Source organism: Allokutzneria multivorans (assembly GCF_039537405.1).
Lineage (GTDB): Bacteria > Actinomycetota > Actinomycetes > Mycobacteriales > Pseudonocardiaceae > Allokutzneria > Allokutzneria multivorans.
Genome location: NZ_BAABAL010000005.1, coordinates 261,468 through 286,681 on the forward strand (window position 1 = coordinate 261,468; position 25,214 = coordinate 286,681).

24 protein-coding genes are annotated in these 25,214 nt (G+C 69.9%); 13 read left to right on the top strand and 11 right to left on the bottom strand.

The window, feature by feature from the left end; genetic code table 11:
• Positions 1-11: 11 nt before the first annotated feature.
• Positions 12-734, top strand: coding sequence for a TetR/AcrR family transcriptional regulator (locus tag ABD798_RS05215; RefSeq protein WP_344871360.1), 723 nt, complete (start codon positions 12-14; stop codon positions 732-734).
• A 26-nt stretch (positions 735-760) separates the two neighbouring features.
• Complete coding sequence (locus ABD798_RS05220; protein ID WP_344872861.1) at positions 761-2,311, top strand: glycerol-3-phosphate dehydrogenase/oxidase; 1,551 nt, start codon at positions 761-763, stop codon at positions 2,309-2,311.
• Here ABD798_RS05220 and ABD798_RS05225 read toward each other — a convergent pair.
• Complete coding sequence (locus ABD798_RS05225; protein ID WP_344871361.1) at positions 2,308-2,799, bottom strand: FBP domain-containing protein; 492 nt, start codon at positions 2,797-2,799, stop codon at positions 2,308-2,310. The two genes, ABD798_RS05220 and ABD798_RS05225, sit on opposite strands and share 4 nt — an antisense overlap.
• Before the next feature lie 139 nt (positions 2,800-2,938).
• On the opposite strand from ABD798_RS05225, the gene ABD798_RS05230 reads away from it, so the two are divergent.
• The 3 genes from ABD798_RS05230 to ABD798_RS05240 all read left to right on the top strand — a co-directional run bounded on the left by ABD798_RS05230 (position 2,939) and on the right by ABD798_RS05240 (position 5,819).
• Positions 2,939-3,850, top strand: coding sequence for an ABC transporter ATP-binding protein (locus ABD798_RS05230; RefSeq protein ID WP_344871362.1), 912 nt, complete (start codon positions 2,939-2,941; stop codon positions 3,848-3,850).
• Positions 3,847-5,049 carry an ABC transporter permease gene (locus tag ABD798_RS05235; protein WP_344871363.1) on the top strand — a complete coding sequence of 401 codons (1,203 nt, stop codon included), beginning with the start codon at positions 3,847-3,849 and terminating at the stop codon, positions 5,047-5,049. The genes ABD798_RS05230 and ABD798_RS05235 overlap by 4 nt, the downstream gene beginning before the upstream one ends.
• 116 nt (positions 5,050-5,165) lie before the next feature.
• Positions 5,166-5,819: a hypothetical protein gene (locus ABD798_RS05240; RefSeq protein WP_344871364.1), complete on the top strand. Its 654-nt coding sequence runs from the start codon at positions 5,166-5,168 to the stop codon at positions 5,817-5,819.
• 13 nt (positions 5,820-5,832) lie between these two features.
• Here the strand turns inward: ABD798_RS05240 and ABD798_RS05245 are convergent, their stop codons facing one another.
• From ABD798_RS05245 to ABD798_RS05280, 8 genes are all read right to left on the bottom strand, one after another.
• Positions 5,833-7,173 (bottom strand): cryptochrome/photolyase family protein, encoded by a 1,341-nt coding sequence (locus ABD798_RS05245; RefSeq protein WP_344871365.1) that lies wholly within the window; start codon positions 7,171-7,173, stop codon positions 5,833-5,835.
• A 94-nt stretch (positions 7,174-7,267) separates the two neighbouring features.
• A complete protein-coding gene (locus ABD798_RS05250; protein ID WP_344871366.1) occupies positions 7,268-8,599 on the bottom strand; it encodes a citrate synthase in 1,332 nt (443 codons plus the stop codon).
• Positions 8,600-9,057: 458 nt separating this feature from the next.
• Positions 9,058-9,996: a carbohydrate kinase family protein gene (locus ABD798_RS05255; protein WP_344871367.1), complete on the bottom strand. Its 939-nt coding sequence runs from the start codon at positions 9,994-9,996 to the stop codon at positions 9,058-9,060.
• Positions 9,993-11,210: an amidohydrolase gene (locus tag ABD798_RS05260; RefSeq protein WP_344871368.1), complete on the bottom strand. Its 1,218-nt coding sequence runs from the start codon at positions 11,208-11,210 to the stop codon at positions 9,993-9,995. The genes ABD798_RS05255 and ABD798_RS05260 overlap by 4 nt, the downstream gene beginning before the upstream one ends.
• An 83-nt stretch (positions 11,211-11,293) precedes the next feature.
• The gene (locus tag ABD798_RS05265; protein WP_344871369.1) at positions 11,294-12,211 is read right to left on the bottom strand and encodes an aldose 1-epimerase family protein; all 918 of its coding nucleotides are present in this window, start codon (positions 12,209-12,211) and stop codon (positions 11,294-11,296) included.
• Between the two features lie 41 nt (positions 12,212-12,252).
• Positions 12,253-13,647 carry an APC family permease gene (locus ABD798_RS05270; RefSeq protein ID WP_344871370.1) on the bottom strand — a complete coding sequence of 465 codons (1,395 nt, stop codon included), beginning with the start codon at positions 13,645-13,647 and terminating at the stop codon, positions 12,253-12,255.
• A gap of 64 nt (positions 13,648-13,711) precedes the next feature.
• Entirely contained in the window at positions 13,712-13,972 is a 261-nt protein-coding gene (locus tag ABD798_RS05275) for a helix-turn-helix domain-containing protein (protein WP_344871371.1), read from the bottom strand.
• Entirely contained in the window at positions 13,973-14,608 is a 636-nt protein-coding gene (locus tag ABD798_RS05280; RefSeq protein ID WP_344871372.1) for a DUF2975 domain-containing protein, read from the bottom strand.
• Between the two features lie 186 nt (positions 14,609-14,794).
• On the opposite strand from ABD798_RS05280, the gene ABD798_RS05285 reads away from it, so the two are divergent.
• Positions 14,795-15,691 carry an arginase family protein gene (locus ABD798_RS05285; RefSeq protein WP_344871373.1) on the top strand — a complete coding sequence of 299 codons (897 nt, stop codon included), beginning with the start codon at positions 14,795-14,797 and terminating at the stop codon, positions 15,689-15,691.
• Here ABD798_RS05285 and ABD798_RS05290 read toward each other — a convergent pair.
• On the bottom strand, positions 15,663-16,946 hold the full coding sequence (locus ABD798_RS05290; RefSeq protein WP_425549186.1) for an MFS transporter: 1,284 nt from the start codon (positions 16,944-16,946) through the stop codon (positions 15,663-15,665). The genes ABD798_RS05285 and ABD798_RS05290 overlap by 29 nt on opposite strands.
• A gap of 180 nt (positions 16,947-17,126) precedes the next feature.
• Between ABD798_RS05290 and ABD798_RS05295 the strand changes: the two genes are divergently transcribed.
• The gene (locus ABD798_RS05295) at positions 17,127-18,506 is read left to right on the top strand and encodes a hypothetical protein (protein WP_344871374.1); all 1,380 of its coding nucleotides are present in this window, start codon (positions 17,127-17,129) and stop codon (positions 18,504-18,506) included.
• 4 nt (positions 18,507-18,510) lie between these two features.
• Here the strand turns inward: ABD798_RS05295 and pdxH are convergent, their stop codons facing one another.
• Positions 18,511-19,170, bottom strand: coding sequence for a pyridoxamine 5'-phosphate oxidase (gene pdxH, locus ABD798_RS05300; protein WP_344871375.1), 660 nt, complete (start codon positions 19,168-19,170; stop codon positions 18,511-18,513).
• A gap of 241 nt (positions 19,171-19,411) precedes the next feature.
• Between pdxH and ABD798_RS05305 the strand changes: the two genes are divergently transcribed.
• The 6 genes from ABD798_RS05305 to serC all read left to right on the top strand — a co-directional run bounded on the left by ABD798_RS05305 (position 19,412) and on the right by serC (position 25,047).
• Complete coding sequence (locus ABD798_RS05305; protein WP_344871376.1) at positions 19,412-20,545, top strand: citrate synthase 2; 1,134 nt, start codon at positions 19,412-19,414, stop codon at positions 20,543-20,545.
• A gap of 361 nt (positions 20,546-20,906) precedes the next feature.
• A complete protein-coding gene (locus ABD798_RS05310; RefSeq protein ID WP_344871377.1) occupies positions 20,907-22,184 on the top strand; it encodes a sensor histidine kinase in 1,278 nt (425 codons plus the stop codon).
• A gap of 8 nt (positions 22,185-22,192) precedes the next feature.
• Complete coding sequence (locus tag ABD798_RS05315) at positions 22,193-22,813, top strand: response regulator (protein WP_344872865.1); 621 nt, start codon at positions 22,193-22,195, stop codon at positions 22,811-22,813.
• 39 nt (positions 22,814-22,852) lie between these two features.
• Complete coding sequence (locus ABD798_RS05320) at positions 22,853-23,611, top strand: alpha/beta fold hydrolase (RefSeq protein WP_344871378.1); 759 nt, start codon at positions 22,853-22,855, stop codon at positions 23,609-23,611.
• Between the two features lie 12 nt (positions 23,612-23,623).
• Entirely contained in the window at positions 23,624-23,755 is a 132-nt protein-coding gene (locus tag ABD798_RS05325; RefSeq protein WP_344871379.1) for a hypothetical protein, read from the top strand.
• A gap of 155 nt (positions 23,756-23,910) precedes the next feature.
• Positions 23,911-25,047, top strand: a complete 1,137-nt coding sequence (gene serC, locus ABD798_RS05330; protein WP_344871380.1) for a phosphoserine transaminase — start codon at positions 23,911-23,913, stop codon at positions 25,045-25,047.
• Positions 25,048-25,214 lie beyond the last annotated feature (167 nt).

Sequence of the window (25,214 nt, forward strand, 5' to 3'; positions counted from 1 at the left end):
GAGTGTGACACATGACCGCCGAATGTCACACCCCTTCGCCCGCCAGCGAGCCGGAACCGCGGCCCCCGGCGAACCGGGTGCACGACGACACCGTGCTGGACGCGGCGCGCGACTGCGTGCTGGCGCTGGGCGTGCGCCGCACCACGCTGAGCGAGGTGGCCAGGCGGGCCGGAGTCAGCCGGATGACCCTCTACCGCCGCTTCCCCGACGTCACCTCCCTCCTCGCAGCCCTCATGACCAGGGAATTCGGCACCCTCCTGACCGCAGTCGCCACCCCAAACGCACCAAACGACCCGTTGAGGGCCGTGAACGCACTGAACGGGTCGTTCAGTGCGTTAGACGCACCAAACGACCCGTTCAGGGACAACGCCGAGCACACGCGGAGGCGGTTGGTGGCGGGAGTGGTGGCGGGGGTGCGGGGGCTCAGTGCGAGTCCGCTGCTGCGGAGCGTCCTGGAGGTGGACCCGCAGCTGCTCATCCCCTACGTCTTCGAGCGGCTGGGCAGCACGCAGCGGATCGCGGAGCAGTTCCTGCACGATCAGGTCCTCGCCGGGCACGCGGACGGCTCGATCCGGCGCGGCGACACGAGCGCGCAGGTCAGGATGCTGCTGCTGATCGCGCAGACGGTCGTGCTCTCGCTCCGGCCCGCGACATCGGACGTCGACGAGGACGCCCTGTTCGCGGAGCTGGCGCACACCCTCGACGCCGCGCTGACCCCGGAGGCGACATCGTGACAGCCACTCCGCTGCCTGCGGGCTCGTTGCGGGCCACCTCGCTCAACGCCGGGCGGCGCGCGGCCGAACTGGAAGCGCTCGCGGGCGGCCTGGTCGTGGACGTGCTCGTGATCGGCGGCGGCGTGACCGGGGCCGGAGTCGCGCTGGACGCGGCCTCGCGCGGGCTCTCCGTGGCACTGGTCGAGGCGCACGACCTGGCGTTCGGCACGTCGCGCTGGTCGAGCAAGCTCGTCCACGGCGGCCTCCGCTACCTCGCGCGCGGCGATGTGGCGCTCGCGCACGAGAGCGCGGTCGAGCGCGGGTTGCTGATGACGCGCACGGCTCCACACCTCGTCCGAGCACTCCCGCAACTGATCCCGCTGCACGCGAAAACTCGTGCTGGACAAGGGATTTCGCGCAGCTCGGAAGCGTTCCTCTTCGCAGGCCTGCACGCTGGCGACGCGCTGCGCAGAGCCGCGCGCACTCCGACCGCCGTGCTGCCCGGACCGAGGCGCGTGCCGATCGCGGAGACGCTCGCGCTCGCTCCGGGACTGCGCCGAGCCGGGCTGCGCGGAGGATTGCTGTCCTTCGACGGCCAGCTCATCGACGACGCGCGCTTGGTCGTCACGCTGGCCAGGACTGCGGCGGGGTTCGGCGCGCGCATCCTGACCAAGGTGCGCGCGCTCAAGGTCGGCGGCGACGGCGCGGAGGTCCGCGACGAGCTGACCGGCGCGTCCTTCGACATCCGGGCGAAGTCGGTGATCAACGCCGCCGGCGTCTGGGCGGGCCAGGTCGTCGACGGCGTTCAGCTGCGGCCCTCGCGAGGCTCGCACCTCGTGCTCTCCGGCGCTGACCTGGGCATCACGCAGACCGCGCTGACCGTGCCGGTTCCGGGCGAGCGCAACCGCTACGTGCTGGTGCTGCCGCAGGCGGGCGGGCGCGTCTACCTCGGGCTCACCGACGAGCCGGTCGACCTCCCCGTGCCCGATGTGCCGGAAGTGCCGGAGTCCGATGTGGACTTCCTGCTCGGCGTCGCGTCCTCCGTGCTGGAGCGGCGGATCGGCCGGGAGCAGGTCATCGGCTCCTACGCGGGACTGCGGCCGCTGCTCGACTCCGCGAACGGCAAGACCGCCGACATCTCGCGCAAGCACGCGGTCATGCACTCGCGCGAGGGTGTGATCACGATCGTCGGCGGCAAGCTGACGACCTACCGGCGCATGGCCGCCGACGCGGTGGACGCCCTTGTGCGGCGAAGAGATCTGCACTGCGGCGAGTCGCGAACGGACCGCGTTCCGCTCGTCGGCTCCGCGCAGCAGAGCTATCTGTCCATTGTGGACGCTCCGAGGTCGCTCGTCGCCCGCTACGGCGCGGAGGCACCCCGTGTCAGCGCGCTCAGCGAGTTCGACGCGGAGCTGTCCGAGGAGGTCGCCGAGGGTGTCACCGCCGCCGAGGTGGTGTGGGCCGTGCGGCACGAAGGCGCGCTCGACGCCGCCGACGTGCTCGACCGGCGCACGCGCGTCGGCCTCGTTCCCGCCGAGCGCGCGAAGGCCGCCGCGCGCGTGGAATCCCTGGTGCGGCAGGCTTTGGAAGGCGTCTAGCCCAGCACGTCGGCGACGAAGCGGTGCGCGTTCAGCTCAAGGCGGGCGATGCGGTCCTCGACGGAGAGCGTCTCGTTCGGCTGCGGTACCTCGGACTTGAGCTTGCGCCGCACGTAGAGGCAGCACGAGAGGTCGCGGCAGAGGTAGGTGCCGAGCGTGTTGCCCGCCTTGCCCGCGGCTCCCGCACGGCGAGCGGAGAACATCGCCACGTCGGTCGCGCCGTGCACGGTCGTGCAGAACGCGCACATCGACGAACGCAGCCTGCTCTTCGGCGGCGTGGTCGCGCGCAGGGACAGCCCGACCGGCGTACCGTCGTGCCAGAGCACCAGATAGGCCCTGCCGGGGGCTTTGGGGTCGCGCCAGCCGAGGAACTCCAGATCGGCCCACAGGATCGTCTCCACCCTGGCGGGCAGCGTCACGCCCTTCGCCTCACCCTTGGAGCAGTTCACGAACGACGAGCGGATCTCGTCCTGGCTGAGCGGGTCCACCAGGCGAAGGTAGGCCGGTGCGCCGGAGACGGCCACCGGTTATCTGTGAACTCGGCCGCGTTGCCCGCGATCTTTTGTGCTCACGGCCGCGAGGTTGACAGACTCGGAGCAGGTCGTCGCCCACCGGAGGGAGAACACCGTGTCTGACGCGGTGCTGGAGATCGATCGGGTCTCCAAGAGCTACGGCACCGTCGTGGCCTTGCAGGACATGAGCTTCTCGGTCCGAGCGGGCGAGATGTTCGGATTCGTCGGCAGCAACGGAGCGGGCAAGACCACCACGATGCGGATCGCGCTCGGGGTGCTCTCGGCCGACTCCGGGGAGATCCGCTGGAACGGCGAACCGATCACCTTCGAGACCAGGCGGCACATCGGCTACATGCCGGAGGAGCGCGGCCTCTACCCGAAGATGAAGGTCGTCGAGCAGCTGGTCTACCTCTCCGAGCTGCACGGGATGAGCAACGCGGCCGCCCGCAAGGCCGCCGACGAGTGGACCGAACGGCTCGGGCTGACCGCGCGGCGCAACGAGGAGGTGCAGAAGCTCTCCCTCGGCAACCAGCAGCGCGTCCAGCTGGCCGCCGCGCTGGCGCACGACCCCGAGGTGCTGGTGCTCGACGAGCCGTTCTCCGGACTCGACCCGGTCGCGGTGGACGTGATGAGCCAGGTGCTGCGCGACAAGTGCGACTCCGGGGTGCCCGTGGTGTTCTCCAGCCACCAGCTGGACCTGGTGGAGCGCCTGTGCGACCGCGTCGGGATCGTCCGAAGTGGACAAATGGTGGCCAACGGGACGGTCGAGGAGCTGCGCTCCAGCGGGGCCGCGCGCATCGAGGTGCACGCGCCGCTGGCGAGCTACGGCTGGGCCGACGAGCTGCCCGGCGTGACGCCGATCAGCCACGTCGACGGCCGCACCGTCCTGGAGCTGGGCGAGGGCGCCGACGACCAGCAGGTCCTGCGCGCCGCGCTCGACACCGGGCCCGTGCACGAGTTCGCCAGGCTCCGGCCCTCCCTCACCGAACTGTTCCGCAACGTGGTCACCGAGGAGCGCGCGGCATGAGCAAGACCTCCGTCTCCGTTTCGCGCGGCGTGTGGCTGGTCGCCAAGCGCGAGCTGAACACCCGCGTGCGCTCCAAGGCGTTCGTCATCGGCACCGCCGCGATCATCGTGGTCATCGCCGCCTACATCGGCGTGATGTTCTTCGTCGGCCAGAGCATGTCGCAGACCACCGTCGGCATGACCGGCCAGGCGAGCGTCCTCGCGGAGCCGCTGAAGACCTCGGCCAAGGCGCTCGGCGAGGACGTCTCGGTCACCACCGTCCCGGACGTGGCCACCGGTGAGCGCCAGGTCGCCGAGGGCGAGATCGACGTCCTGGTCAGCGGTGCCACCGACAAGCTCCAGGTGCTGGTGAAGAAGGACCTCGGCAACCAGGTGCGCGCCGCGCTGGACGGACTCGTGCGGCAGCAGGCGCTGGACGCCGAGCTGGCCGAGGCCGGGCTCGACCCCAACGCGGTGCGGACCACCGTGGCGGGCGCGAAGTTCGAGGTGCGCACGATCGAACCCGACGACCCCGAGCGCGGCGAACGGCTCGGCGTCGCGATGGGCGTGACGTTCCTGCTCTACGGCTCGTTGCTGATGTTCGGCATGGCGGTCGCGCAGGGCGTCGTCGAGGAGAAGTCCAGCCGCGTGATCGAGCTGCTGCTGTCGGCGGTGCGGCCGTGGCAGCTGCTCGCGGGCAAGGTGCTCGGCATCGGCCTGGTCGGCTTGCTGCAGATGGGAATCGTGGCCGGGGTGGGGCTCACCGCGGCGATCCAGCTCGGAGTGCTCACGCTGCCGCAGGGCGCCGTGCTCGTGACCGTGCTGTCCACTCTGGTCTGGTACTTCCTCGGCTTCTTCCTCTACGCGGTGCTGTTCGCGACGGCGGGGTCGTTGGTGTCGCGCCAGGAGGACATCAACTCGGTGGTTCAGCCGCTGATGTTCTCCGCGATCATCCCGTTCGTGCTGACCTTCATCACGATCCCGCGCGATCCGGAGAGCAAGCTGCTGGAGGTGCTGTCCTTCATCCCGCCGTTCTCGCCGATCGTGATGCCCGCCCGCGCCGCGCTCGGCGTCGCTCCGCCGTGGCAGGTGATCGTGTCGGCCGTCATCGCCGCCGCCGCGCTGGCCGGGCTGATCTGGTTGGCGGGCCGCGTGTTCGGCAACGCCGTCCTGCGCACCGGCAGCCGCGTCAAGCTCCGCGACGCCTTCCGCGCCAGCTGAGGTTCACCAGTCTTCAACCGCCCCCAACCCTCCCCGGGGTTGGGGGCGGCCCGTTCACATCCACAAGTCTGTTCGCCAGGCCGTGAAAGGTGATCGACCGAGCTATCTTCGAGAACATGGGTCTCTCAGTGGCGACACACGGCTTCGCCGACGCACTGGCCTTCGACGAACCCGAACTCGTCGGGCTCGACGAGTTGCGAGACCATCTCCGCGCGATCAACGAGCTCATGGCGAGCGAAGGTCTTCCACCCCACCACGAACCGACGGTTCACGGCGCGGCGACCACACGGGATCGCATGGGCGGTGTCCCCTACAGCTTCACGCACTACCTCCGGCGCGCGTACGCCCGGGCGTGCGAAGAACCGGACGAGCCGCTGGAGCCCGTTGCGGAAGGCGAGGACCCCGCCCACGACGCGGCGGTCGAGGACCTCAGCCTCACCTTCGAGTGCCATCTTCTCTGCCACTCGGACTGCGAGGGCTACTACGTTCCGATCGATTTCGACGACGTGCTCTTCCCGGACGACGAACTCGGCCTCCCGGGCGGCATGGTCGGATCGAGCCAGGCACTTCTGCGCGAACTCGTCTACGTCGCTCCACACCTCGGGATAGCACTGGACAACGGTGAGCTGTCCGATTCCGAGATCGACAGCATCCACGACGAGAACGACCCCGACAGCCACCCTTTGTGGCGCGAGCGAGTGACGTGGCTGCTCTACTACGAGGCCGCTCGCGTCTCCGTCGCGAACGGCACCCTCATCACCTTCGGCTGAGGCGGATCGCCCTCTAGCGTCCCTTGACGATGTCGTAGCGGCGCAGGGCTTCCAGGCGTTCTTCGGCGTGGTCGACGATCGGCGCGGGGTAGTCCTTCGGCCTGCCACCGGCGAGCTTCCACGGCTGGTGCACGGCTTTCCCTTGCACACCACGGAGTTCTGGCACGTACTTGCGGACGTAGTCACCGTTGGGGTCGAACTTCTCCCCCTGCGTGATGGGGTTGAACACGCGGAAGTACGGCGAAGCGTCGGTTCCGCTGCCCGCCGTCCACTGCCACCCGTGCTGGTTGGACGCGAGGTCCCCGTCCACCAGGTGCCGCATGAAGTGCGACGCCCCGCGCCGCCACCAGATGTGCAGGTCCTTCGCCAGGAAGCTCGCCACGATCATGCGCACGCGGTTGTGCATCCACCCCTCGGCGAGCAGCTGCCGCATCCCGGCGTCCACGACGGGAAACCCGGTCTGCCCGGCGCACCACGCGTCGAACAGCTCATCGGCCTTGTCGCCGCTGTCGTAGGGCAGCACGTCGAACTTGCGGTCGTAGTTCTCCCGCGCGGTCTCCGGGCGGTGCCAGAGCACATCGGCGTAGAAGTCGCGGAACGCCAGCTCGCGCCGGTACGCCTCGTCGTCGGCGCCGAGGTCGGCCAGCAGTGTGCGGGGGTGCACGCATCCCCAACGCAGGTAAGGAGAAATCCGGCTCGTGCCAGGGAGATCCGGGCGGTCGCGGTGCTCGGCGTACTCCGAACGCACCTCGCGGAACTTCCGCCAAGCCTTGCGCGCGGCGGCCTCCCCCGCTGCGGGCAACGACATCCCGCCCAGGTCCTCATCGTCCGGAATACTGTCCTTTGTGGACGGTTCAATCCAGTCCACAGTGGACTTCGAAGTGGTGGCGGGGCCGCGCCACCCGTGCTCCGTCCAGGCCCGGTAGAACGGCGTGAACACCTTGAACGGCGTGCCGTCGCCCTTCACCACACGCCCAGGGGTGATCGCGTAGGGCGAGCCCGTGCGCACGAACTCCGCGTCGATCGCCTTCTCCACCAAGGCATCCCGCTCGCGCCCGTACGGTCCGGCGTCGGCGGAGACGTGCACGCTGCCCGCCTCGTACTCCCGCACCACGCGCGGCACCACGTCCGCCGGGTCGCCGTGCAGCACGAGCAGCCGCCCGTCCAGCCGCTCGTCCAGCTCACGCAGGCACCGGTACAGGAAGGTCCGCCGAGGCGCCCCGGAAACCTCCAGCAGCCTGGGGTCCAGCACGAACAGCGCCAGCACGCGCTCAGCCGCGCGCCCCGCCTCCGCCAACGCGGGGTGGTCCCCCAGCCGCAGGTCCCGCCGGAACCACAAGATCGACGTACTCATCAGGGAACCGTACCCACCCGGGCGCACAGCGAACCGCCCCGGCGCGGGTGCGCCAGGGCGGTTCGGAAAGTGCAGGTGTCAGCGCTTGCCGAGCTCAGCGCTTCTCGAGCTCGATGAAGTCGCGCTCGGTGGGGCCGACGTAGATCTGGCGCGGGCGGCCGATCTTGGTGGCGGGGTCCTTCATCATCTCGCGCCAGTGGGCGATCCAGCCCGGCAGGCGGCCCAGCGCGAACAGCACGGTGAACATCCGCGTCGGGAAGCCCATCGCGCGGTAGATCAGGCCGGTGTAGAAGTCCACGTTGGGGTAGAGCTTGCGGGAGATGAAGTACTCGTCGGCGAGCGCGCGCTCCTCCAGCTTCTTGGCGATCTCCAGCAGCTGGTCGTCACCGCCGAGCTTCTTGAGCACCTCGTCGGCGGTCTTCTTGATGATCGCCGCGCGCGGGTCGTAGTTCTTGTAGACGCGGTGGCCGAAGCCCATGAGGCGGACGCCCGCCTCCTTGTTCTTCACCCGCTCCACGAACTTGTCGACGTCGCCGCCGTCGGCCTTGATGCTCTCCAGCATCTCCAGCACCGCCTGGTTGGCGCCGCCGTGCAGCGGGCCGAACAGGGCGTTGATGCCCGCGGAGACGCTCGCGAAGAGGTTGGCCTCCGAGGAGCCGACCATGCGCACGGTCGAGGTGGAGCAGTTCTGCTCGTGGTCGGCGTGCAGGATGAACAGCAGGTCGAGCGCCTTGGTCAGCGTCGGGTCGACGTCGTAGGGCTCGGCCGGGAAGCCGAAGGTCATCCGCAGGAAGTTCTCCACCAGCCCGAGCGAGTTGTCCGGGTAGAGGAACGGCTGACCGGCCGACTTCTTGTACGCGTAGGCCGCGATGGTCGGCAGCTTGGCGAGCAGGCGGATGGTGGACATCTCGACCTGCTGGTCGTCGAACGGGTTCAGGCTGTCCTGGTAGAAGGTGGACAGCGCGGAGACCGCGGAGGACAGCACCGGCATCGGGTGCGCGTCGCGCGGGAAGCCGTCGAAGAAGCGCTTGAGGTCCTCGTGCAGCAGGGTGTGCCTGCTGATCTTGGTCGTGAAGTCGTCGAGCTGCTCCTTGGTCGGCAGCTCGCCGTGGATGAGCAGGTAGCTCACCTCGACGAAGCTCGACTTCTCGGCCAGCTGCTCGATCGGGTAGCCCCGGTAGCGCAGGATTCCGGCGTCACCGTCGATGTAGGTGATCTCCGAGGAACAGGAGGCGGTGTTGACGAAACCGGTGTCCAGAGTGACGAGACCGGTTTTCGCGAGCAGTTTGCCGAGATCGATTCCTGGCGCGCCCTCGCTGGCGGACACCAGAGACATCTCGTGCTCGCCGCCCGGGTGGCGCAGTGCGACGGTGGTGGCATCAGCCGAAGTGGCCGCCTGGTCAGGCGCGGTCGTCGCGTCGGGCATGCGAGTCCCTCTCACGCTCGGACGAGGACGGGTGGAAAACGGTCGGGATGTCCGTCCGCAGCACCGCCTCGTTGGGGTCCTGGAGACTCCAAGCTAGTAGGCGGTCCGCCCTTTTCGCAGCCTTCGGCTTACCCGCTCGGGGCAGTTGGGACAGGTATCACATAACGCTCGTACGGTCCGGTTCACCGCCTGTGGTGGCTCAGGCCACGTGCTTTTCGGTTACTGAACGGTATCTGTACCGGTCAGGGCGCCGTGACGAGCGCGGACGCGCTGGACCAATGCCCGACGTGGTCACGGGGCGCACCAGATGACAACGGTGTCGCAACGGTTGAGCCATCCGGGCGAGCATCCCGCCCAGGCGGCAAAGGTCGCGCCACCCGGAACACCCGGATGGTCGCTGAACGTGGCGGCGCCGGGAACTCCGCGTGACGTTCCCGGCCCCGCATTACGTTCATTCCCTATTTCAGCTCGTCCGCCCACGGTGGTTCCGCGCCCGCCCTGGAACACGTGATCGCCGCCGCACGGGCCGCGAATTCCAGTGCTTCGCGCCAGGATTCCTCAGGCATTTCCCGCACGGATTCCGTGGAAAGCGCGTTTGCCGCGTCCAACCAGTGCAAGATCGCCGCGTGCACGGTGTCGCCGGCGCCGATGGTGTCGACCACGTCGACTCGCTGACCGGGCACCCGAACCAGACCACCGCCCGGCGTGAGAACCGCCAAGCCGTCGCCGCCGAGGGTCACCACAACGCCTGCCGGGCCTTTGCCCGCCCACTCGCGCAGCGCGGGCCACGGGTCTTCCGCGCCGGCCAGCCACGCGGCGTCCTCGACGGAGAGCTTGAGCAGCCCGATGTGCGGCAGCCAGCCCAGGAAGCGCTCGCGGTAGGCGGCTGGATCGCTGATGAGGGCGGCGCGGATGTTCGGGTCGAGCACGGTGAACCGCCCGCGCTCGGACTCCCTCCGCAGCACCGCCTCGTACGCGGACGCACCGGGCTCCAGCACCATGCCGAGCGTGCCGAGAGAGACCGCGCGCACCTCCTCCGGCAGCGGCCCGGGATCGGCGACGAGCCGGTCCGCGGTGCCTTCGACGTGGAAGGAGTAGCGCGCGGAGCCGTCCTCGGCGAGCCCGACGACGGCAAGGGTGGTCGGCTCCGCCCCGCGCTGGAGCAATCCTGTGTCCACAGTGGACGCACCGAGCCGCCCGACGAGCGCGTCGCCGAAGAAGTCCGTGGACACCTTGGACAGCAACGACACCCGGCTGCCGAGGCGCCCGAGCGCGACCGCCACGTTGTACGGGCCGCCGCCGAGGCGGGGAAGCAGCGCGGGCAGACCCTCCACAGTGGACTCACCGGAGGGCGACGGCACGAGGTCGACGAGGGCCTCCCCGCCGACCACGATCACTGGGCGCTCCTGCGGAACGGGTCGGTGACCACACCCTCGCCGCGGTCGGCGTCGTAGTGGTAGACCTCGCGGCCCTCGATGAAGACCTGGAGCGCGCGGCTCATCACGTCGAGCGGGTCGCCGGACCAGATCACCACGTCGCCGTCGAGGCCCGGCCTCAGCGAGCCGACGCGGTCGTCCAGACCCATGAACTCCGCCGGGTTGGTGGTGATGGAGCGCAGCGCCACGTCCGGGTCGAGGCCCTCCTTCACCGACAGGGTGGCCTGGTGCACCAGGAAGTGGATCGGCACGACGGGGTGGTCGGTGGTGATCGCGATCCGCACGCCCGCCTTGGCCAGCAGGCCCGGGTTGCGCAGCGAACGATTGCGCAGCTCCACCTTGGACCGCGAGGTCAGCAGCGGGCCGATGATCACCGGGACGTCCCGCTCCGCCAGCACGTCGGCGATCAGGTGGCCCTCGGTGCCGTGGTTGATCACCAGGCGGTAGCCGAACTCGTCGGCCAGGCGCAGCGCCGTCGCGATGTCGTCGAGCCGGTGCACGTGCTGGCACCACGGCAGCTCGCCGTCGAGCACGCGGACCAGCACCTCCATGGTGGTGTCCCGCTCGAAGGGCTTGTTCTCCTCAGCGGCATGCGCGCGCCGGGCCCGGTAGTCCTGCGCCTTGGTCAGCGCGTCCCTGATCACCGCGGCCACGCCCTGGCGGGTCGAGGGCAGCGTCTTCTTGTCCCCGTAGACGCGCTTCGGGTTCTCGCCGAGCGCGCTCTTCACGCTGACCGGCTCGGCCACCAGCATCTCGTCGACCGTGCGGCCCCAGCACTTCATCGCCATCGTCTGGCCGCCGATCGGGTTGCCCGAGCCCGGCTTGATCACCGCCGTGGTGACACCGCCGGAGAGCGCGTCGGCGAAACCCATGTCGGCCGGGTTGATCGCGTCCAGCGCGCGCATCCTGGCGCCCACCGGGTCGGTCATCTCGTTGGTGTCCTGGCCTGCCCAGCCCTCGGCCTCCTCGTGCACGCCCATGTGCGCGTGCGCCTCGACGAAGCCGGGGAGCACCCACGCGCCGGAGGCGTCGACGACGGGGACGCCGTCCGGCACCTCCACGTCGGCGTCCGCGCCTACCGCGGTGATCTTCCCGTTCTGGACCAGCACCGTTGCGCCGTCAATGGGGTCCCCGGCGACGGGCACGACGTATCCACCTGTGATCGCGACATCCACGGTCGGACCGTAACCGCTCGGTGCGGCGGGAGAAACCCGATCTGACCCGTTGAAGACAAACACGGCCAAGTGGTCACGTGCCGCTAGGCGATCGGGCGCAGACCCCAGCTGCCGGACCAGTCCTGCCCCGGCTCCAGCTCGCGCAGGTCGATCCCGGAGTTCAGAGCGTTGGTCGGGCAGGTCATCGGCTCCACCGCGATGGCGGAGCTGGTGCCGGGGAAGCCGGTGGTCGAGAACACCTGGACCCAGCCGAAGTCCGGCTCCGCCCAGATCTCCACGCCGGTGTCCGGGCCGACGAGGCGGTGCCGGATGATCCCGTCCTCGTCGGGCACGCAGCCGCCGTAGGTGTGGTCGAGCAGCATGCCGTCGAGCTTGCGCGGCTCGCGGAAGTCGAACTCGCCGCCGTCGAGCGGGGCGACGGGACCGTTGGGCAGCAGGCGGTCCTCGTCGACCGGCAGGTTGGTCCGCGCGGCGAGCTGGAGGGTGCACTCGTAGGCGGGAGCGTGGCCCGCGCGCGGGTAGGGGTGCACGCCGACGCCGAAGGGCGTCTTGCGGTCGCCGACGTTGAGCATGGTGTGCGTGACGGTCAGTCCGCCGTCGGCGTCGAGCGCGTAGCGGACGGTGGTGCGCATCGGCACGGGCCAGCCGGCCTGAGCCTCGATGAGCACGCCCAGGGTGATCGCCTCGGCGGAGCGCTCGACGACCTGCCAGGGAATCGTCCTGGTCAGGCCGTGGATGGCGACGTTGCGCTTGGACTCGCTCAGCTCCAGCTGCTGCGGCTCGCCGTAGAAGCTCCACTGGCCGTCACGGACCCGGTTCGGCCACGGCGCGAGCACCAGGCCCGCCGACAGCGGGGGCGCCTCGGTCTCGGCGAAGCTGGTGACGTACGGCGCTCCGGCCACTTCGAAAACCCGAAGGCACGCGCCGACCTCGGTGATGACGGCGCGCGCGGCTCCGTTGGTGATCTCGAACTGCTCGCCCGTAGGCTGCCCCGCTCCCATGGGGGCAGCCTACGCAAACGATTCAGGTCGCTTTCCCGGTCTTACTTGGTCAGCGCTCCGGCGTCGAACTCCGCCTTGAGGTGCTGCTTGCGGCGGAAGAAGAACCAGTTGACCATCCACAGCAGCAGGCCGATGCCGAGCAGGATGGCCGCGAGCACGTACTGCTGCGGTGCCCGCCCGGTGAACGGCAGCGCCAGGTAGGCGCAGGTGATCGCGCCGATGACCGGGACGATCGTGGGCGCCCTGAAGTGCTTGTGGCCGGCCTTCTCCTTGCGCAGCACCAGGCAGGCGATGTTCACCACGGTGAAGACGATCAGCAGCAGCAGCGCGGTGGTGCCGCCCAGGTCCTTGAGCGGGACGAAGGACACCAGGAAGATCGCGATGACGCTGGTGAAGGCGATGGCGATCCACGGGGTGCGCCGCGTCTGGTGCACCTTGGCGAACGGCATCGGGATGATCTTCTCGTTGGCCATGCCGTAGACGAGGCGGCTGGCCATCAGCATGTTGATCAGCGCCGAGTTGGCGACGGCGAACAGGCCGATGAAGGAGAACAGGGCCAGCGGGAAGCCGGGCGCGCCGACCTTCACGACCTCCAGCAGCGCGCCGGAGCCCGCGGCCTTGAGCCCGGCGGCCGGGATCAGCAGCGAGGAGGTGACCGCGACCATCACGTAGATCGAGCCCGCGACGGCCATGCCGAGCAGCATCGAGCGCGGGAAGATCTTGACCGGGTCCTTGCACTCCTCGGCCATGTTGACCGAGTCCTCGAAGCCGACCATCGCGAAGAAGGCCAGCGAGGTGGCCGAGGTGATCGCGATGAGCGTGCTCTGGTTGGCGGTGTTGAACTCCACCAGCCGCCCGGGGTCGCCCTGGCCGTTGACGACGGCCATCGCGCCGATGCCGATGATGATCAGCAGGCCGGACAGCTCGATGATCGTGAGCACCACGTTGGCCTTCACCGACTCGCCGACACCGCGGAAGTTGATGAACGCCAGCAGCGCGATGAAGCCGATCGCCACCCACGGGGCGGGCGTCTGCACGAACTCCTTGAGGTAGGTGCCGCCGAAGGCCACGGCCGCCGAGGAGGCCGAGGTGATCCCGGAGCACATCACCGTGAAGGCGATCATGAAGGTGAAGAACGGCTTGCGGAAGGCGCGGTTGGTGTAGAGCGCGGCGCCGGCCGCCTTCGGGTACTTCCCGACCAGTTCGAGGTAGCTGAACGCGGTGAGGAAAGCGACGACGAAGGCGATCAGGAACGGCACCCAGAGGGCACCACCGACCTGACCCGCGACATCTCCCATCAGCGCGTACACGCCGGTGCCGAGGATGTCACCGATCACGAAGAACAGCAGCAGTTTCGGGCCGATGGCCCGCTTCAGCTCCGGTTGGCCTTCGGCCGCTGGGGCGGAGGCCGTGCTGGGCGGCGTCGTCTCGGACATGCCAACAGAGTGTGCCTGGTCACTATCCGTACAAGAAGTCAGCCGCGCCCATCTGTTCTTCGAGCTAATTCAAAAGGTTATTTCGCGATTGATCTTCATCTCCGCCACCGTTGCTGAGCAGATCACCCGGCTGGCAGCCCAGGACCTCGCACAACCGGGTGAGCGTGCTGAAGCGGATGGCCCGCGCGCGCCCGTTCTTCAGCACCGACAGGTTCACCACCGTCACGCCGACGCGCTCGGCCAGCTCGGTCAGCGTCATCCCCCGCTCGGCCAGCAGCCGGTCCAGATGCACCCGGACGCCGTGCGACTCGGAGTCCGCCGACATCTACACCGTCCCTTCGAGGTCCTTCTGCATCTCGCTGCCGATGCGGATGATCCTCGCCAGCGACAGCAGCACACAACCGAGGATGAGCGGCCACACAGGAAATTCCCAGTGCGCGTACCAGGCCGGGCTGTAGCGGGCGGGATCGAGGACCGAGCTCAGGAAAGCACTGCGCGCGGCGGTCTCGATCAAGCTCGCCGCGGCGCAGCCGAGGACCAGCAACCACCCCAGCACCCGCAGCCGACGCGCGGTCAACGCGGTGTGCAGCCCACTGTCCCGGACCGCGCTGACGAGCCGGTAGGCGAACACCAGCAGCCCGATGTTCAGCAACGTTCCGAGGTGGTTGGCGACGCCCCACAGCACGCGCTGCTCACCGGTGACGGGCTCGGCGCAGAAGCGGATCTCCAGCACGTGCGCTTCCGTGCCCGGCCTCAGCCCGTCCATCGCCAGGGAGCGCTGCATGACGCCACTGCTCTCCTCGCAGAGCTGGTCCGAGCCGAACGGGTGGAACGAGCCGATGCCGAACACCGCGAGCAGGATGCTGACCGCGTAGCCCACCCCTACCAGCACCAACAGCACCCGGACGATCGCCGCCGCGGGCTCGGCCGGGTTGTCCAGCGGGTCGTTCTTCTGTGCCACCGTGCCTCCTGAGCCATATCGAAAAACGATGGTATCGCTTATCGATATGGTTCGCGACCGGTTCACCCCATCCGCCCCGCACTGGAACCGGAGGCGAGTGGAGGTGGGCGCCGGAGTGCGGACGGCGGCTCGCTGACGAGTGACTGACCGTTCACCAGTAACCACTGTTGTTGTTACAGTGGTTTCATGAGGACCGTCGCCGTGCTGGACGCCCCGTCGAACCTGGGACTGCGCCCGCCCAAGCCCGCAACCGTGCCCGGCACCGCCAAGGCCCCGGGAGCGCTGCGCGAAGCGGGCCTGCTGGCCGGACTGGACGCGGAGGACGCGGGACACCTCGTCGCGCCGCGCTACGACCGGGAGGACTGGGAGCCCGGCGACGGCGTCTTCCACGCGCCGCTGATCGCCGAGTACGCGCAGCGCTTGGCCGCGCGCGTCGGCGAGCTGCTCGACGCGGGGCGCTTCCCGGTCGTGCTCGGCGGTGACTGCGGAATCCTTCTCGGCACGGGGGAAGCCGTGCGCCGCCACGTACCCAGGGCCGGACTGGTCTACCTGGACGGGCACTCCGACTTCCGCCACGTCGGCAACTCGCCGTACGTCGGAGCGGCAGCTGGCGAAGCGCTCGCGCTGGTCACCGGGCGCGGCCAGGATGACCTGTCCAATGTGGACGGACGCGGCCCGATCTTCGCCGACGAGCACGTGGTGCTGATGGGCATCCGCGAGGACGACGAGGACCTGGACGAGCTGGCGGGCACCAAGATCCTCGTGCGCACGGCCGCCGCGATCAGGTCGGCGGGCGCGGCGAAGAGCGCGAAGTGGGCGCGGCGGCGGCTCGACCGGCTGGACGGGTTCTGGGTGCACCTCGACGTCGACATCCTCGACGAGGCGGTGATGCCCGCCGTGGACAGCCCGGACCCGGGCGGCCTTGAGCACGAGGAGCTGGCGGAGCTGTTGTCCGGCCTCACCAGCGCTGCGAACTGCCTCGGCGTCGAGGTGACCGTGTTCGACCCGGACCTGGACCCCGACGGCAGACTGGCGGCGGAGTTGACCGCCACGCTCATCGCTGGCCTGACGCCTCCCCGCTAGGCGCGACGTAGCGCCAGAACGCCGGGAGGAACAGGACCGCGACAACGGTCAGCACCACCACGAGCACTCCTCCGCCCGCAGCCGCGACACCCGCACCCGCGGAAGCCCCGACCGCTCCGTGCAGCATGTCGGCCACGCGCGGACCGCCCGCCACCACGACGGTGAACATGCCCTGCATCCGGCCGCGCATGTCGTCGGTGACCGCGGCCTGGAGCATCGCGCCCCGGAAGGCCATGGACACCATGTCGGCCGCTCCACCGAAGGCCAGGAAGGCCGTCGCCCACCAGACCGAGCCGGAGAGCCCGAAGCCGACCATCGCCACACCCCACGCCACGACCGAGACCGCGATGGCCACGCCGTGCCGCTGGACCCGCATGAACCAGCCGGAGAACAACCCGCACAGCGCCGCGCCCAACGGGATCGCCGCGTAGAGCAGGCCGAGCGCGGGGCCGCCGCCGGGCGGATCGCCGAAGGTCCGCTCGGCCATCTCCGGGAACAGCGCGCGCGGCATGCCCGCCACCATCGCGATGATGTCGAGCAGGAACGAGGCCAGCAGGATGCTGCGGGTCGCCACGTAGCGGAAGCCGTCGAGCACCTCGCGCAGCCCCGCCCGGCGCGACGGCGAGTCGCCGAGCGGCGGCATCGAGGGCAGCCGGAAGACCGCCCACAGCGTCGCGGTCAGCGCGATCGCGTCGATCAGGAACAGCGTCGAGACGCCGAGCACCGGCAGCAGAACTCCCGCGAGCAGCGGGCCGAAGACCGCCGAGGTGGAGAACGTGGTCGTGTTCAGCGCCTGCGCGGAGGGCATCAGGCGCAGCGGGACCAGCCGGGCGAGCACCGCGCTGCGGGTCGGCATGTTCACCGCGAAGAACGCCTGCTGGACACCGAGCAGCACCAGGACGGCCCACGGCGAGTTCATCCCGACGGCGGCCTGAGCCCAGAGCAACACCGAGGTCAGGGCCACGCCAACGTTTGTCACCAGAAGCAGCTTGCGGCGGTCGACCGCATCGGCGATGGCCCCGCCCCACAGGCCGAAGACGATCAGCGGGACGACGGCGAAGGCACCGGCGAGGCCGACCCACGCGGAGGAACCGGTGAGGTCGAACAACTGCTTGGGGACCGCGACGGTGGCCAGCTGGCTGCCGACGGCGGTGACGATGCCGGACAGCCACAGGCGGCGGAAGTCCGGGATGCCCAGCGGCTCGGTGTCGATGACGATCCGGCGCAGCCATCCCTTGCGGACGGGCGGATCGATCGTCCCTGGCTGCTGACTCCGTGATTCCGCCTTGTCGTCCACCTTGTGAGCGTAGGTAACGACCGTCGGCGGAGAAAGCGTATTCCGGCTCACGTGGCGGGTTTCCGGCGCCGGGACCCGTCCCGGAGGTCGTCGTGACAATCGGCTGCGACCCACCCGCTCCACCCCGGAGGACCCGCCATGGAGTTCCAGCAGCAGGCCGCTCCCCCAGCCCCGGCGCACGACCCGCTGGCCGTCGCGCTCGGCAACGCCTCCCTGCTCGGTGTCGGCTACGTGCTGGCCGGTCGCCGCAAGCTCGCGGTCTTCACCGGGATCGTCACCGTGCTGCTCGTCGTCCTGCTCGGCGTGCTCTTCCGCTCGACGTGGTTCGAGGTCGTCGTGCTGCTCTGGTGGCTGTTCCTCATCGCGCACGGGTGGCGCCTGGCCGGTGGACGTGCTCAGCGGACCAGCGTTCGCCGCGAGCGGGGCATCGCGCTCGGCTTCGCCGTCCCGGTGCTGCTGATCGTGGGGCTGCTCCGGGTCGACTCCGCCATGCTCTGGAGCACGGTCTCCGAAGCCCGCGGCAGCGGCGACTGCGCGCGGGCGCTGGCCGCGCTGGACCGGATGTGGTTCGGCCACCACGTCGTCGACGCCCCGATGACCGTCAAGGGCGAGGACACCGTCCACGCGTGCCAGAAGCTCGGGGCGACCAAGAACAAGTTCGCCCTCGCGCTCACCGGTGACGTCGAGTCGATGAAGGTGGGCTTCCAGGATTCGGCCATGGTTCGCAGGGACCTGCCCGGCCACGAGCAGATGGTCGACGTCGTGCTCGACGGATTCTTCGGCGGTCTGCCGACCAAGGAGCCGTGCGACACCCTCTCGATCACCGATGGGCTCCGCGCGATGAAGCTGAGCGGGAGCGTGGCCGACCGCTCCGCGCACACCGTCGCCCGCGTCGAGCCCGCCGCGCTGGTCGGCTGCGGTGACCAGCTCATGGCCACGCAGAGCTGGGCGAGGGCTCGGACGCGGTACGAGCAGTTGCTCAGCCAGTACCCCGGAACCGAGTTCACCGCGCGCGCCCAGGACGGGATCAAGCGAGCCGCCGTGGCCATCGAGCTCGCGTACGTCAGCTCACTCGGGCAGAGCTACTGCTCGCGTCCCGCGGCCTACAGCGGCGCAGCGCCCTACGGTCCGGGCGTCAACCGCTCACTGGTCTACGGCACCAGCATGCACTCCTACACCAGCAAGTTCCCGGCCGAGTGGATCGCCAAGAACGTCAGCGACGCCGTGCTGGTGCTCTGCGCGGGCGCGCAGGACTACGGCGCTCACGTCAAGACCTGCGCCTACCGCAACCAGACCACGAACGCGCGCGAGAACATCAGCTTCCACACCATCGCGATCCCGCTGACTGCCTACGAGCTCCGAACCGGTAGGCAGGTCTTCCAGACCACCGTGGAGATCGGCGGGACGAGCTGCCCGTTCTTCGTGCCCGGCAGGGACATCAACGAGTCGTTGCAGTCCTACGTCACCCCGTCGGACGACCAGGTGCGCGACGCGTTCTCCTACGTGGTGAACGAGTGAGGGGTCAGGGCGCGAGCCGCTCGACCTTCCAGCCGTCGCGGTTGTCGCGGAAGCGCAGCCGGTCGTGCATGCGGTCCTCGCGGCCCTGCCAGAACTCGACGATCTCCGGCCGGATCCGCCAGCCGCCCCAGTGCGGGGGTACCGGGATCCGCTCGGCGTCGGCGAAACGCCTGCGCACCGAGTTCAGCGCCGAGTTGAGCGGGTTCCTGCCGGTGATCACTCGCGACTGCGGAGAAGCCCACGCGCCCAGCTGGGAACCGCGCGGACGGCTGTTCCAGTACTCCGCGGTCTCCGCAGCGCCGACCTTTTCCACGCCGCCGCGAATGCTCACCTGGCGTTGCATGGAGAACCACGGGAAAGTGGCGGAGGCATAGCGGGTCGCCAACAGATCGTGACTCTTGTTCGAGGTGTAGTTGGTGAAGAACACCACTCCCCGGTCATCGAGACCCTTCAGCAGCACGGTGCGTGAGGAAGGGCGGCCCTCGCGGTCGGCCGTGGCCAGGACCATCGCGTTCGGCTCGGGGATCTTGAACTCGATCGCCTCGTCGAGCCACAGTTTCAGCTGCTCGTGCCAGGTGTTCGCCAGCGAGGACTCATCGAGCACGCCCGCTTCGTAGGACACCCTCATGGCTGGCAGTGCGATGTTCACGTCCGCGTCCGGCATGACGTTCCTCCCGGGAATTGCTGGCCGACCGACACAACCCGTGAGAGCGGACCGTACGGCCTCGGAAGGCTTTGCGGAACCGCCTGGTCGGTGATGCATGCCACCGCACGAGGTGATTGCTGCCACCGAGTGTGCGGGAGGAGGGTTACTGCACCGAAACAGATGGAAGGCCGCCTTGTAAATCTGTCCGGGTGGCCACTAATGAGCCTTGCCGGCAGCGGCGGGCGATGGAGGCGATCGGATGCACAACGCGGTGCAGGACGCGGGCCACGACAACGGGTTCCGGCCCGGTCTCGAAGGCGTTGTCGCCTTCCGGACCGAGATCGCGGAGCCGGACCGCGACGGCGGCGCGCTGCGCTACCGGGGCGTGGACATCGAGGAGCTGGCGGGCCGGGTCACCTTCGGCGACGTGTGGGCGCTGCTGGTGGACGGCCGCTTCGGCGCGGGCCTGCCGCCCGCCGAGCCCTTCCCCATCCCGGTGCACACCGGCGACGTCCGCGTCGACGTGCAGGCCGCGCTGGCGATGGTCGCGCCGATCTGGGGCTACCGCCCGCTGCTGGACATCTCCGAGGAGACCGCGCGCGAGGAACTGGCCCGCGCTTCGGTGATGGCGCTGTCCTACGTGGCCCAGTCCGCGCGCGGCATCGGCGTTCCCGCCGTCCCGCAGTACCGGATCGACGAGTGCCAGACGATCACCGAGCGCTTCATGACGCGCTGGCGCGGCGAGCCCGATCCCGCGCACGTCAAGGCGATCGACACCTACTGGGTCTCCGCCGCCGAGCACGGGCTCAACGCCTCCACGTTCACCGCGCGGGTGATCGCCTCCACCGGGGCGGACGTGGCCGCCGCGATGTCCGGCGCGATCGGCGCCATGTCCGGCCCGCTGCACGGCGGCGCTCCGGCCCGGGTGCTGCCGATGATCGAGGCCGTCGAGCGGACCGGTGACGCGCGCCGCGTCGTCGCCGACATCCTCGACCGCAAGGAACGGCTGATGGGCTTCGGCCACCGCGTCTACCGCGCGGAGGACCCCCGGGCCAGGGTGCTGCGCAGGACTTGCCAGGAGCTCGGCGCCGAACGCTTCGAGGCCGCCGCCGCGCTGGAGCGGGCCGCGCTCGCCGAGCTGCGCGAGCGCAGGCCGGACCGGGCCATCGAGACCAACGTGGAGTTCTGGGCCGCCGTGGTGCTCGACTTCGCCGAGGTGCCGCCGCACATGATGCACGCGATGTTCACCTGCGCCAGGACCGCGGGCTGGTGCGCGCACATCCTGGAGCAGAAGCGCACCGGCAGGCTGGTCCGGCCCTCCGCCGAGTACATCGGCCCGGCCCCGCGCTCCCCCGAGACCATCGAGGGCTGGTCCGGCATCACCCCGGTCTGACCCCGCAGACTGTCCGGGTGAGCACGCCAAGCGCATCCACCGGCCGGTGGACACCGCGTTCCACCACCCGTTCGTCGCGAGCGAGCACCGCACGAGGGCACCATCGGGTCATGAGCGGGAAGGAGCGCCTCGGCACAGCCCACGCCGTGGCCGCTCCCCCGTTCACGGCCGTCGCACCCGGGTGCGGCGGAGGGGTATCCGGGGGCCGGGGGCACCGGGCCGGGCGCTCGCGCGGGGATCAGGGGGGACTGCTCCTCCGCGCGAGCGCGGCCACGACGGCGCGCCTCTCCCGCTCGGAGCGCCGTGACCGTCCGCTGCGCCCCAGTCGCGCGGACGACGCGCTCGGCTCCCGGGTCCGCCCGTGACGCCGAAGCGCGGGCGCTGGGAAGGCGTCGGCAAAGCCCTCGGCACCCTCAGCCACTGGCACGTGCCCACCGACGACTCCGCGCCGGAGCATGGCCGGAGCTGGTCGGAGAACGCGTGGCTGCGGGTCTTCCCGATGTGGGACGCCTTCTTCGCCGCCTTCCTCGCGCTGACGCTGACCACGGTTTCGTTGGCCCCCAACAGCGTTCACACCGACAAGATGCGCGCGATCGCGCTGCTGTGCGCGATCGGTGTCTGGTACTGCCTCTTCGGCCGCTCCTCGATCGGGCGCAAGGGGCCGCCGTGGGTCGGGATCGTCTACGTCGTCGGCGTGATGGTGCTCTACGGGCCCGCCGTCGCCGCGTCGCTGGATGCGAGCTCGATCCTGTTCGTGCTCGGGCCGCAGCTGTTCCTGTCGGTGCGGTTGCGGCTGGCCATCACGATGATCCTGCTGCTGGACCTCACCGCGATGGCGGTGCTCGTCGTCGAGGGCGAGCCGTGGCAGACGATTGCGGTGTACGGGATCTTCGCGTTGATGACCGCCTTCTACGCGTTGGCGTTCGGGCTCTGGCTGGACCGGATCGCCGAGGAGAACGCCGTGCGCGAGCGGCTGATCGACCAGCTGGAGAGCTCGCGGGCGGAGGTCGCCAGGCTCTCCCACGAGGCCGGGGTCTCCGCCGAGCGCGAGCGGCTGGCCGGGGAGATCCACGACACCCTGGCGCAGGGCTTCACCAGCATCGTCACCCTCGTGCAGGCCGCGCAGTCCGAAATGGACAGTGAGCGGGACACCGAGCTGGCTCGGCGGCACCTCGGGCTCGCCGTGCGCACCGCGCGGGAGAATCTGGACGAGGCGCGGGCACTGGTCGGCGCGCTCACCCCGGCCCCGCTGGCGAACTCCTCGCTGGTCGAGGCGATCCGCAGGCTGGTCGAGCGGGTCGGCCACGACCTCGGGATCGCCGCGGAGTGCGTGGTCTCCGGGGAGCCGACGCGGTTGGGCACCGACGTCGAGGTGATGCTGCTGCGCGCGACGCAGGAGGCGCTGAACAACGTGCGCAAGCACGCGCGAGCGAGTGCCGTCGCGGTGTCCGTGGAATTCACCGAGGAAGCCGTGCTGCTGCGGGTCGCCGACGACGGAGTGGGCTTCGACCCCGAGAGCAAGCCGACCGGCTTCGGACTCCCGGGGCTGCGCGGACGGACGGAACAGGTGGGCGGCGCGTTCGCCGTGAGCAGCGCCCCCGGTGAGGGAACTGTGGTGAAGGTGGCGGTGCCGATATGAGCGACGACCTGATCAAGATCATCCTGGTCGACGACCATCCCGTTGTGCGAGAAGGACTTCGCGGGATGCTCAACGCCGAGCCCGATCTGGACGTGGTCGCGGAGGCGGCGTCCGGACCGGAGGCGCTGGCGATGACGCTCGCGCACAGACCGCAGGTCGTGCTGATGGACCTGCGGATGCCCGGCGGGGACGGTGTCGCGGCGACGGCGCGCATCCGCGCGGAGTGCCCCGACAGCAGGGTCGTCGTCCTCACGACGTACGAGACCGACAGCGACATCCTCCGGGCGGTGGAGGCGGGCGCGTCGGGCTACCTGTTGAAGGACACCTCGCGCGTGGACCTGCTGCACGCGATCCGGGCGGCGGGCCGGGGCGAGACCGTGCTCACGCCCTCGGTCGCGGCGAAGCTGTTCAGCCGGGTCCGGGGCGGTCAGGTGCCGAGCCTGTCCGCGCGCGAGGTCGAGGTGCTGCGCCAGGTGAAGCGCGGTCTCAGCAACGGCGAGATCGGCAAGGAGCTGTTCATCAGCGAGGCGACCGTGAAAACACACCTCCTGCGCGTTTTCACCAAGCTCGACGTCTCCGACCGGACCGCCGCCGTGACCACCGCGATGGAGTACGGCCTGCTGGACTGACTGGGTTTTCTTCGAGCGGGAATCGGGGAAGCACATTCCGTGACGATTGAGGCGAGCGGGCCGCAGGACGCGCCCGCGATCGTGTTCCTGCACGGCGCGAGCATGAACCGGAAAATGTGGCTGTCCCAGGTGGCGGCGCTGGAGAAGGAATTCCGCGTCATCACGCTCGACCTGCCCGGCCACGGCCCGCTCGCCGACCGCCGCTTCCGGATGGAGGACGCCGTCGCCGAGGTCGCGCGCGTGCGACTGGAGCGGCCCGCCCTGGTGGTCGGCCTCTCCCTCGGCGCGCACGTGGCGATGAGCTTCGCCGGGCAGTACCCGGAGCGCGTCGCCGGACTGGTGGTCTCCGGAGGTTCCGGGGACCACACCGGAGTGGCCGGTCTGCGGATGCGGGCCACTGCCGCCCTGCTCAGCCTCGTCTTCCGGATCGTCGGCGACCGCGCCGTGCGCAAGGTCGCCGCGCGCAGCTTCACCAAGCACGCCGGTCGCGAGGTCGCCGCCGCCGTGCTCGCCGTCGGCGTTCGCCCGCAGGCCGGGCCGGAGATCCTGCGCGAGCTGGCCGGGGTCGACTACACGCCCGCTCTGCGCGCCTACGGCGGTCCCACCCTGATCCTCAACGGCGCCGACGACCGCGTGAACCGCCGCGCCGAGCGGCGCCTGCTCGCCGCGGCCCCGCACGCCGCCGTCCGCGTCCTCGCCGGAGCCGGGCACACCGCGCACTGGGACCGCGCCCCCGACTTCACCGAAGTCCTGCGCCACTTCGCCCTGTCACTGGATTCGAAGCCAGGTCAGGGCTAGGAACCTCATGTGATGGAAAACGACACGGAGGACCAGCGACTACTCGCCCTGGCACTGGTGCGGACGGCCACCGATGACGGCCGACGGCACAGCCTCGACGACGTCGCGGCCGAGTTCGGCATCGACGCGGCAGAGGACCCGTGAGGCCGGGCCCGGGCCAGGGACAACGGACGACACGCTCCTGACGTGGGGATGGACACCCGGTGGTCACACGCAGGTCATCGGGCTGCGACACTGAGGGCTCCGGCAACGGCGCCGGGTCACTCCAGACCACGAGACCGCCCTCCGGAGGCGCCGTAATGACCCAGACGGCTGATCCCACGACCCTGAAGCTGCCCGCCGAGCTGAAGCCCTCGGACGGCCGGTTCGGCTGTGGACCGTCCAAGATCCGTCCAGAGCAGCTGGCCCGCCTCGCCTCCGAGGGTGGCGCGCTGATGGGCACCTCGCACCGCCAGAAGCCGGTGAAGGCGCTGGTCGGCCGGGTCCGCTCCGGGCTGCGCGAGCTGTTCTCGCTCCCCGAGGGCTACGAGGTGGTCCTGGGCAACGGCGGCACAACCGCCTTCTGGGACGCCGCCGCGTTCGGCCTGGTCCGCGAGCGCTCGCAGCACTTCACCTACGGCGAGTTCTCGTCGAAGTTCGCCACCGTGACCAAGGGCGCGCCGTTCCTCGGTGAGCCGGTCGTGGTGAAGGCGGAGCCCGGCAGCGCGCCGGAGATCACCGCGCACGAGGGCGTCGACCTCATCGGCTGGGCGCACAACGAGACCTCCACCGGCGTGATGGTGCCGGTGACCCGCCCCGCGAACAGCGAGGGCGCGCTCGTGGCGGTCGACGCCACCTCCGGCGCGGGCGGTCTCCCGGTCAAGGCCGAGGACTTCGACGTCTACTACTTCGCGCCGCAGAAGTCCTTCGCCTCCGACGGCGGCCTGTGGCTGTCGCTGATGAGCCCGGCGGCGCTGGAGCGGGTCGCCGAGATCGCGGCGTCGGACCGCTGGATCCCGGAGTTCCTGTCGCTGAGCACCGCGCTGGACAACTCCGTGAAGGAGCAGACCTACAACACGCCGTCGGTGGCGACGCTGTTCCTGCTGGCCGACCAGATCGAGTGGATGCTCGGCAACGGCGGGTTGGACTGGGTCACCGCGCGTACCGCCGACTCCGCCTCGCGCCTGTACGGCTGGGCCGAGGCATCGCAGTTCGCCACCCCGTTCGTGACCGAGGAGCGCAACCGCTCGCACGTGGTCGGCACGATCGACTTCGCGGACTCCGTCGACGCCGCGACCGTGGCGAAGGTCTTGCGCGCCAACGGCATCGTGGACGTGGAGCCGTACCGCAAGCTCGGCCGCAACCAGCTGCGCGTTGCCATGTTCCCGGCCATCGAGCCGGACGACGTGACCGCGCTGACCCGCTGCGTCGACTGGGTCGTCGAGCAGATCGGCTGATCCACCACCGGTTGCCCACGGCCACATCGTGATCACACAGTGTTCACGGTGTGGCCGTTTCGGCTTCGTATCGTCACGAGATCAAAGATGCGTAACCCCTTGCGCTTCGGGCAAGATCGCATGGGGAAGAGACATGAGTGTCGGCGCGCCTACGCCGTCAAGTAGGC

Excerpts from the sequence above, each read along its gene's own strand:
- ABD798_RS05215 (WP_344871360.1), top strand. The coding sequence starts at position 12 with ATGACCGCCGAATGTCACACCCCTTCGCCCGCCAGCGAGCCGGAACCG.
- ABD798_RS05235 (WP_344871363.1), top strand. The coding sequence starts at position 3,847 with ATGAGCAAGACCTCCGTCTCCGTTTCGCGCGGCGTGTGGCTGGTCGCC.
- ABD798_RS05240 (WP_344871364.1), top strand. The coding sequence starts at position 5,166 with ATGGGTCTCTCAGTGGCGACACACGGCTTCGCCGACGCACTGGCCTTC.
- ABD798_RS05245 (WP_344871365.1), bottom strand. The coding sequence starts at position 7,173 with ATGAGTACGTCGATCTTGTGGTTCCGGCGGGACCTGCGGCTGGGGGAC.
- ABD798_RS05250 (WP_344871366.1), bottom strand. The coding sequence starts at position 8,599 with ATGCCCGACGCGACGACCGCGCCTGACCAGGCGGCCACTTCGGCTGAT.
- ABD798_RS05265 (WP_344871369.1), bottom strand. The coding sequence starts at position 12,211 with ATGGGAGCGGGGCAGCCTACGGGCGAGCAGTTCGAGATCACCAACGGA.
- ABD798_RS05270 (WP_344871370.1), bottom strand. The coding sequence starts at position 13,647 with ATGTCCGAGACGACGCCGCCCAGCACGGCCTCCGCCCCAGCGGCCGAA.
- ABD798_RS05275 (WP_344871371.1), bottom strand. The coding sequence starts at position 13,972 with ATGTCGGCGGACTCCGAGTCGCACGGCGTCCGGGTGCATCTGGACCGG.
- ABD798_RS05285 (WP_344871373.1), top strand. The coding sequence starts at position 14,795 with ATGAGGACCGTCGCCGTGCTGGACGCCCCGTCGAACCTGGGACTGCGC.
- ABD798_RS05295 (WP_344871374.1), top strand. The coding sequence starts at position 17,127 with ATGGAGTTCCAGCAGCAGGCCGCTCCCCCAGCCCCGGCGCACGACCCG.
- pdxH (WP_344871375.1), bottom strand. The coding sequence starts at position 19,170 with ATGCCGGACGCGGACGTGAACATCGCACTGCCAGCCATGAGGGTGTCC.
- ABD798_RS05305 (WP_344871376.1), top strand. The coding sequence starts at position 19,412 with ATGCACAACGCGGTGCAGGACGCGGGCCACGACAACGGGTTCCGGCCC.
- ABD798_RS05325 (WP_344871379.1), top strand. The coding sequence starts at position 23,624 with ATGGAAAACGACACGGAGGACCAGCGACTACTCGCCCTGGCACTGGTG.
- serC (WP_344871380.1), top strand. The coding sequence starts at position 23,911 with ATGACCCAGACGGCTGATCCCACGACCCTGAAGCTGCCCGCCGAGCTG.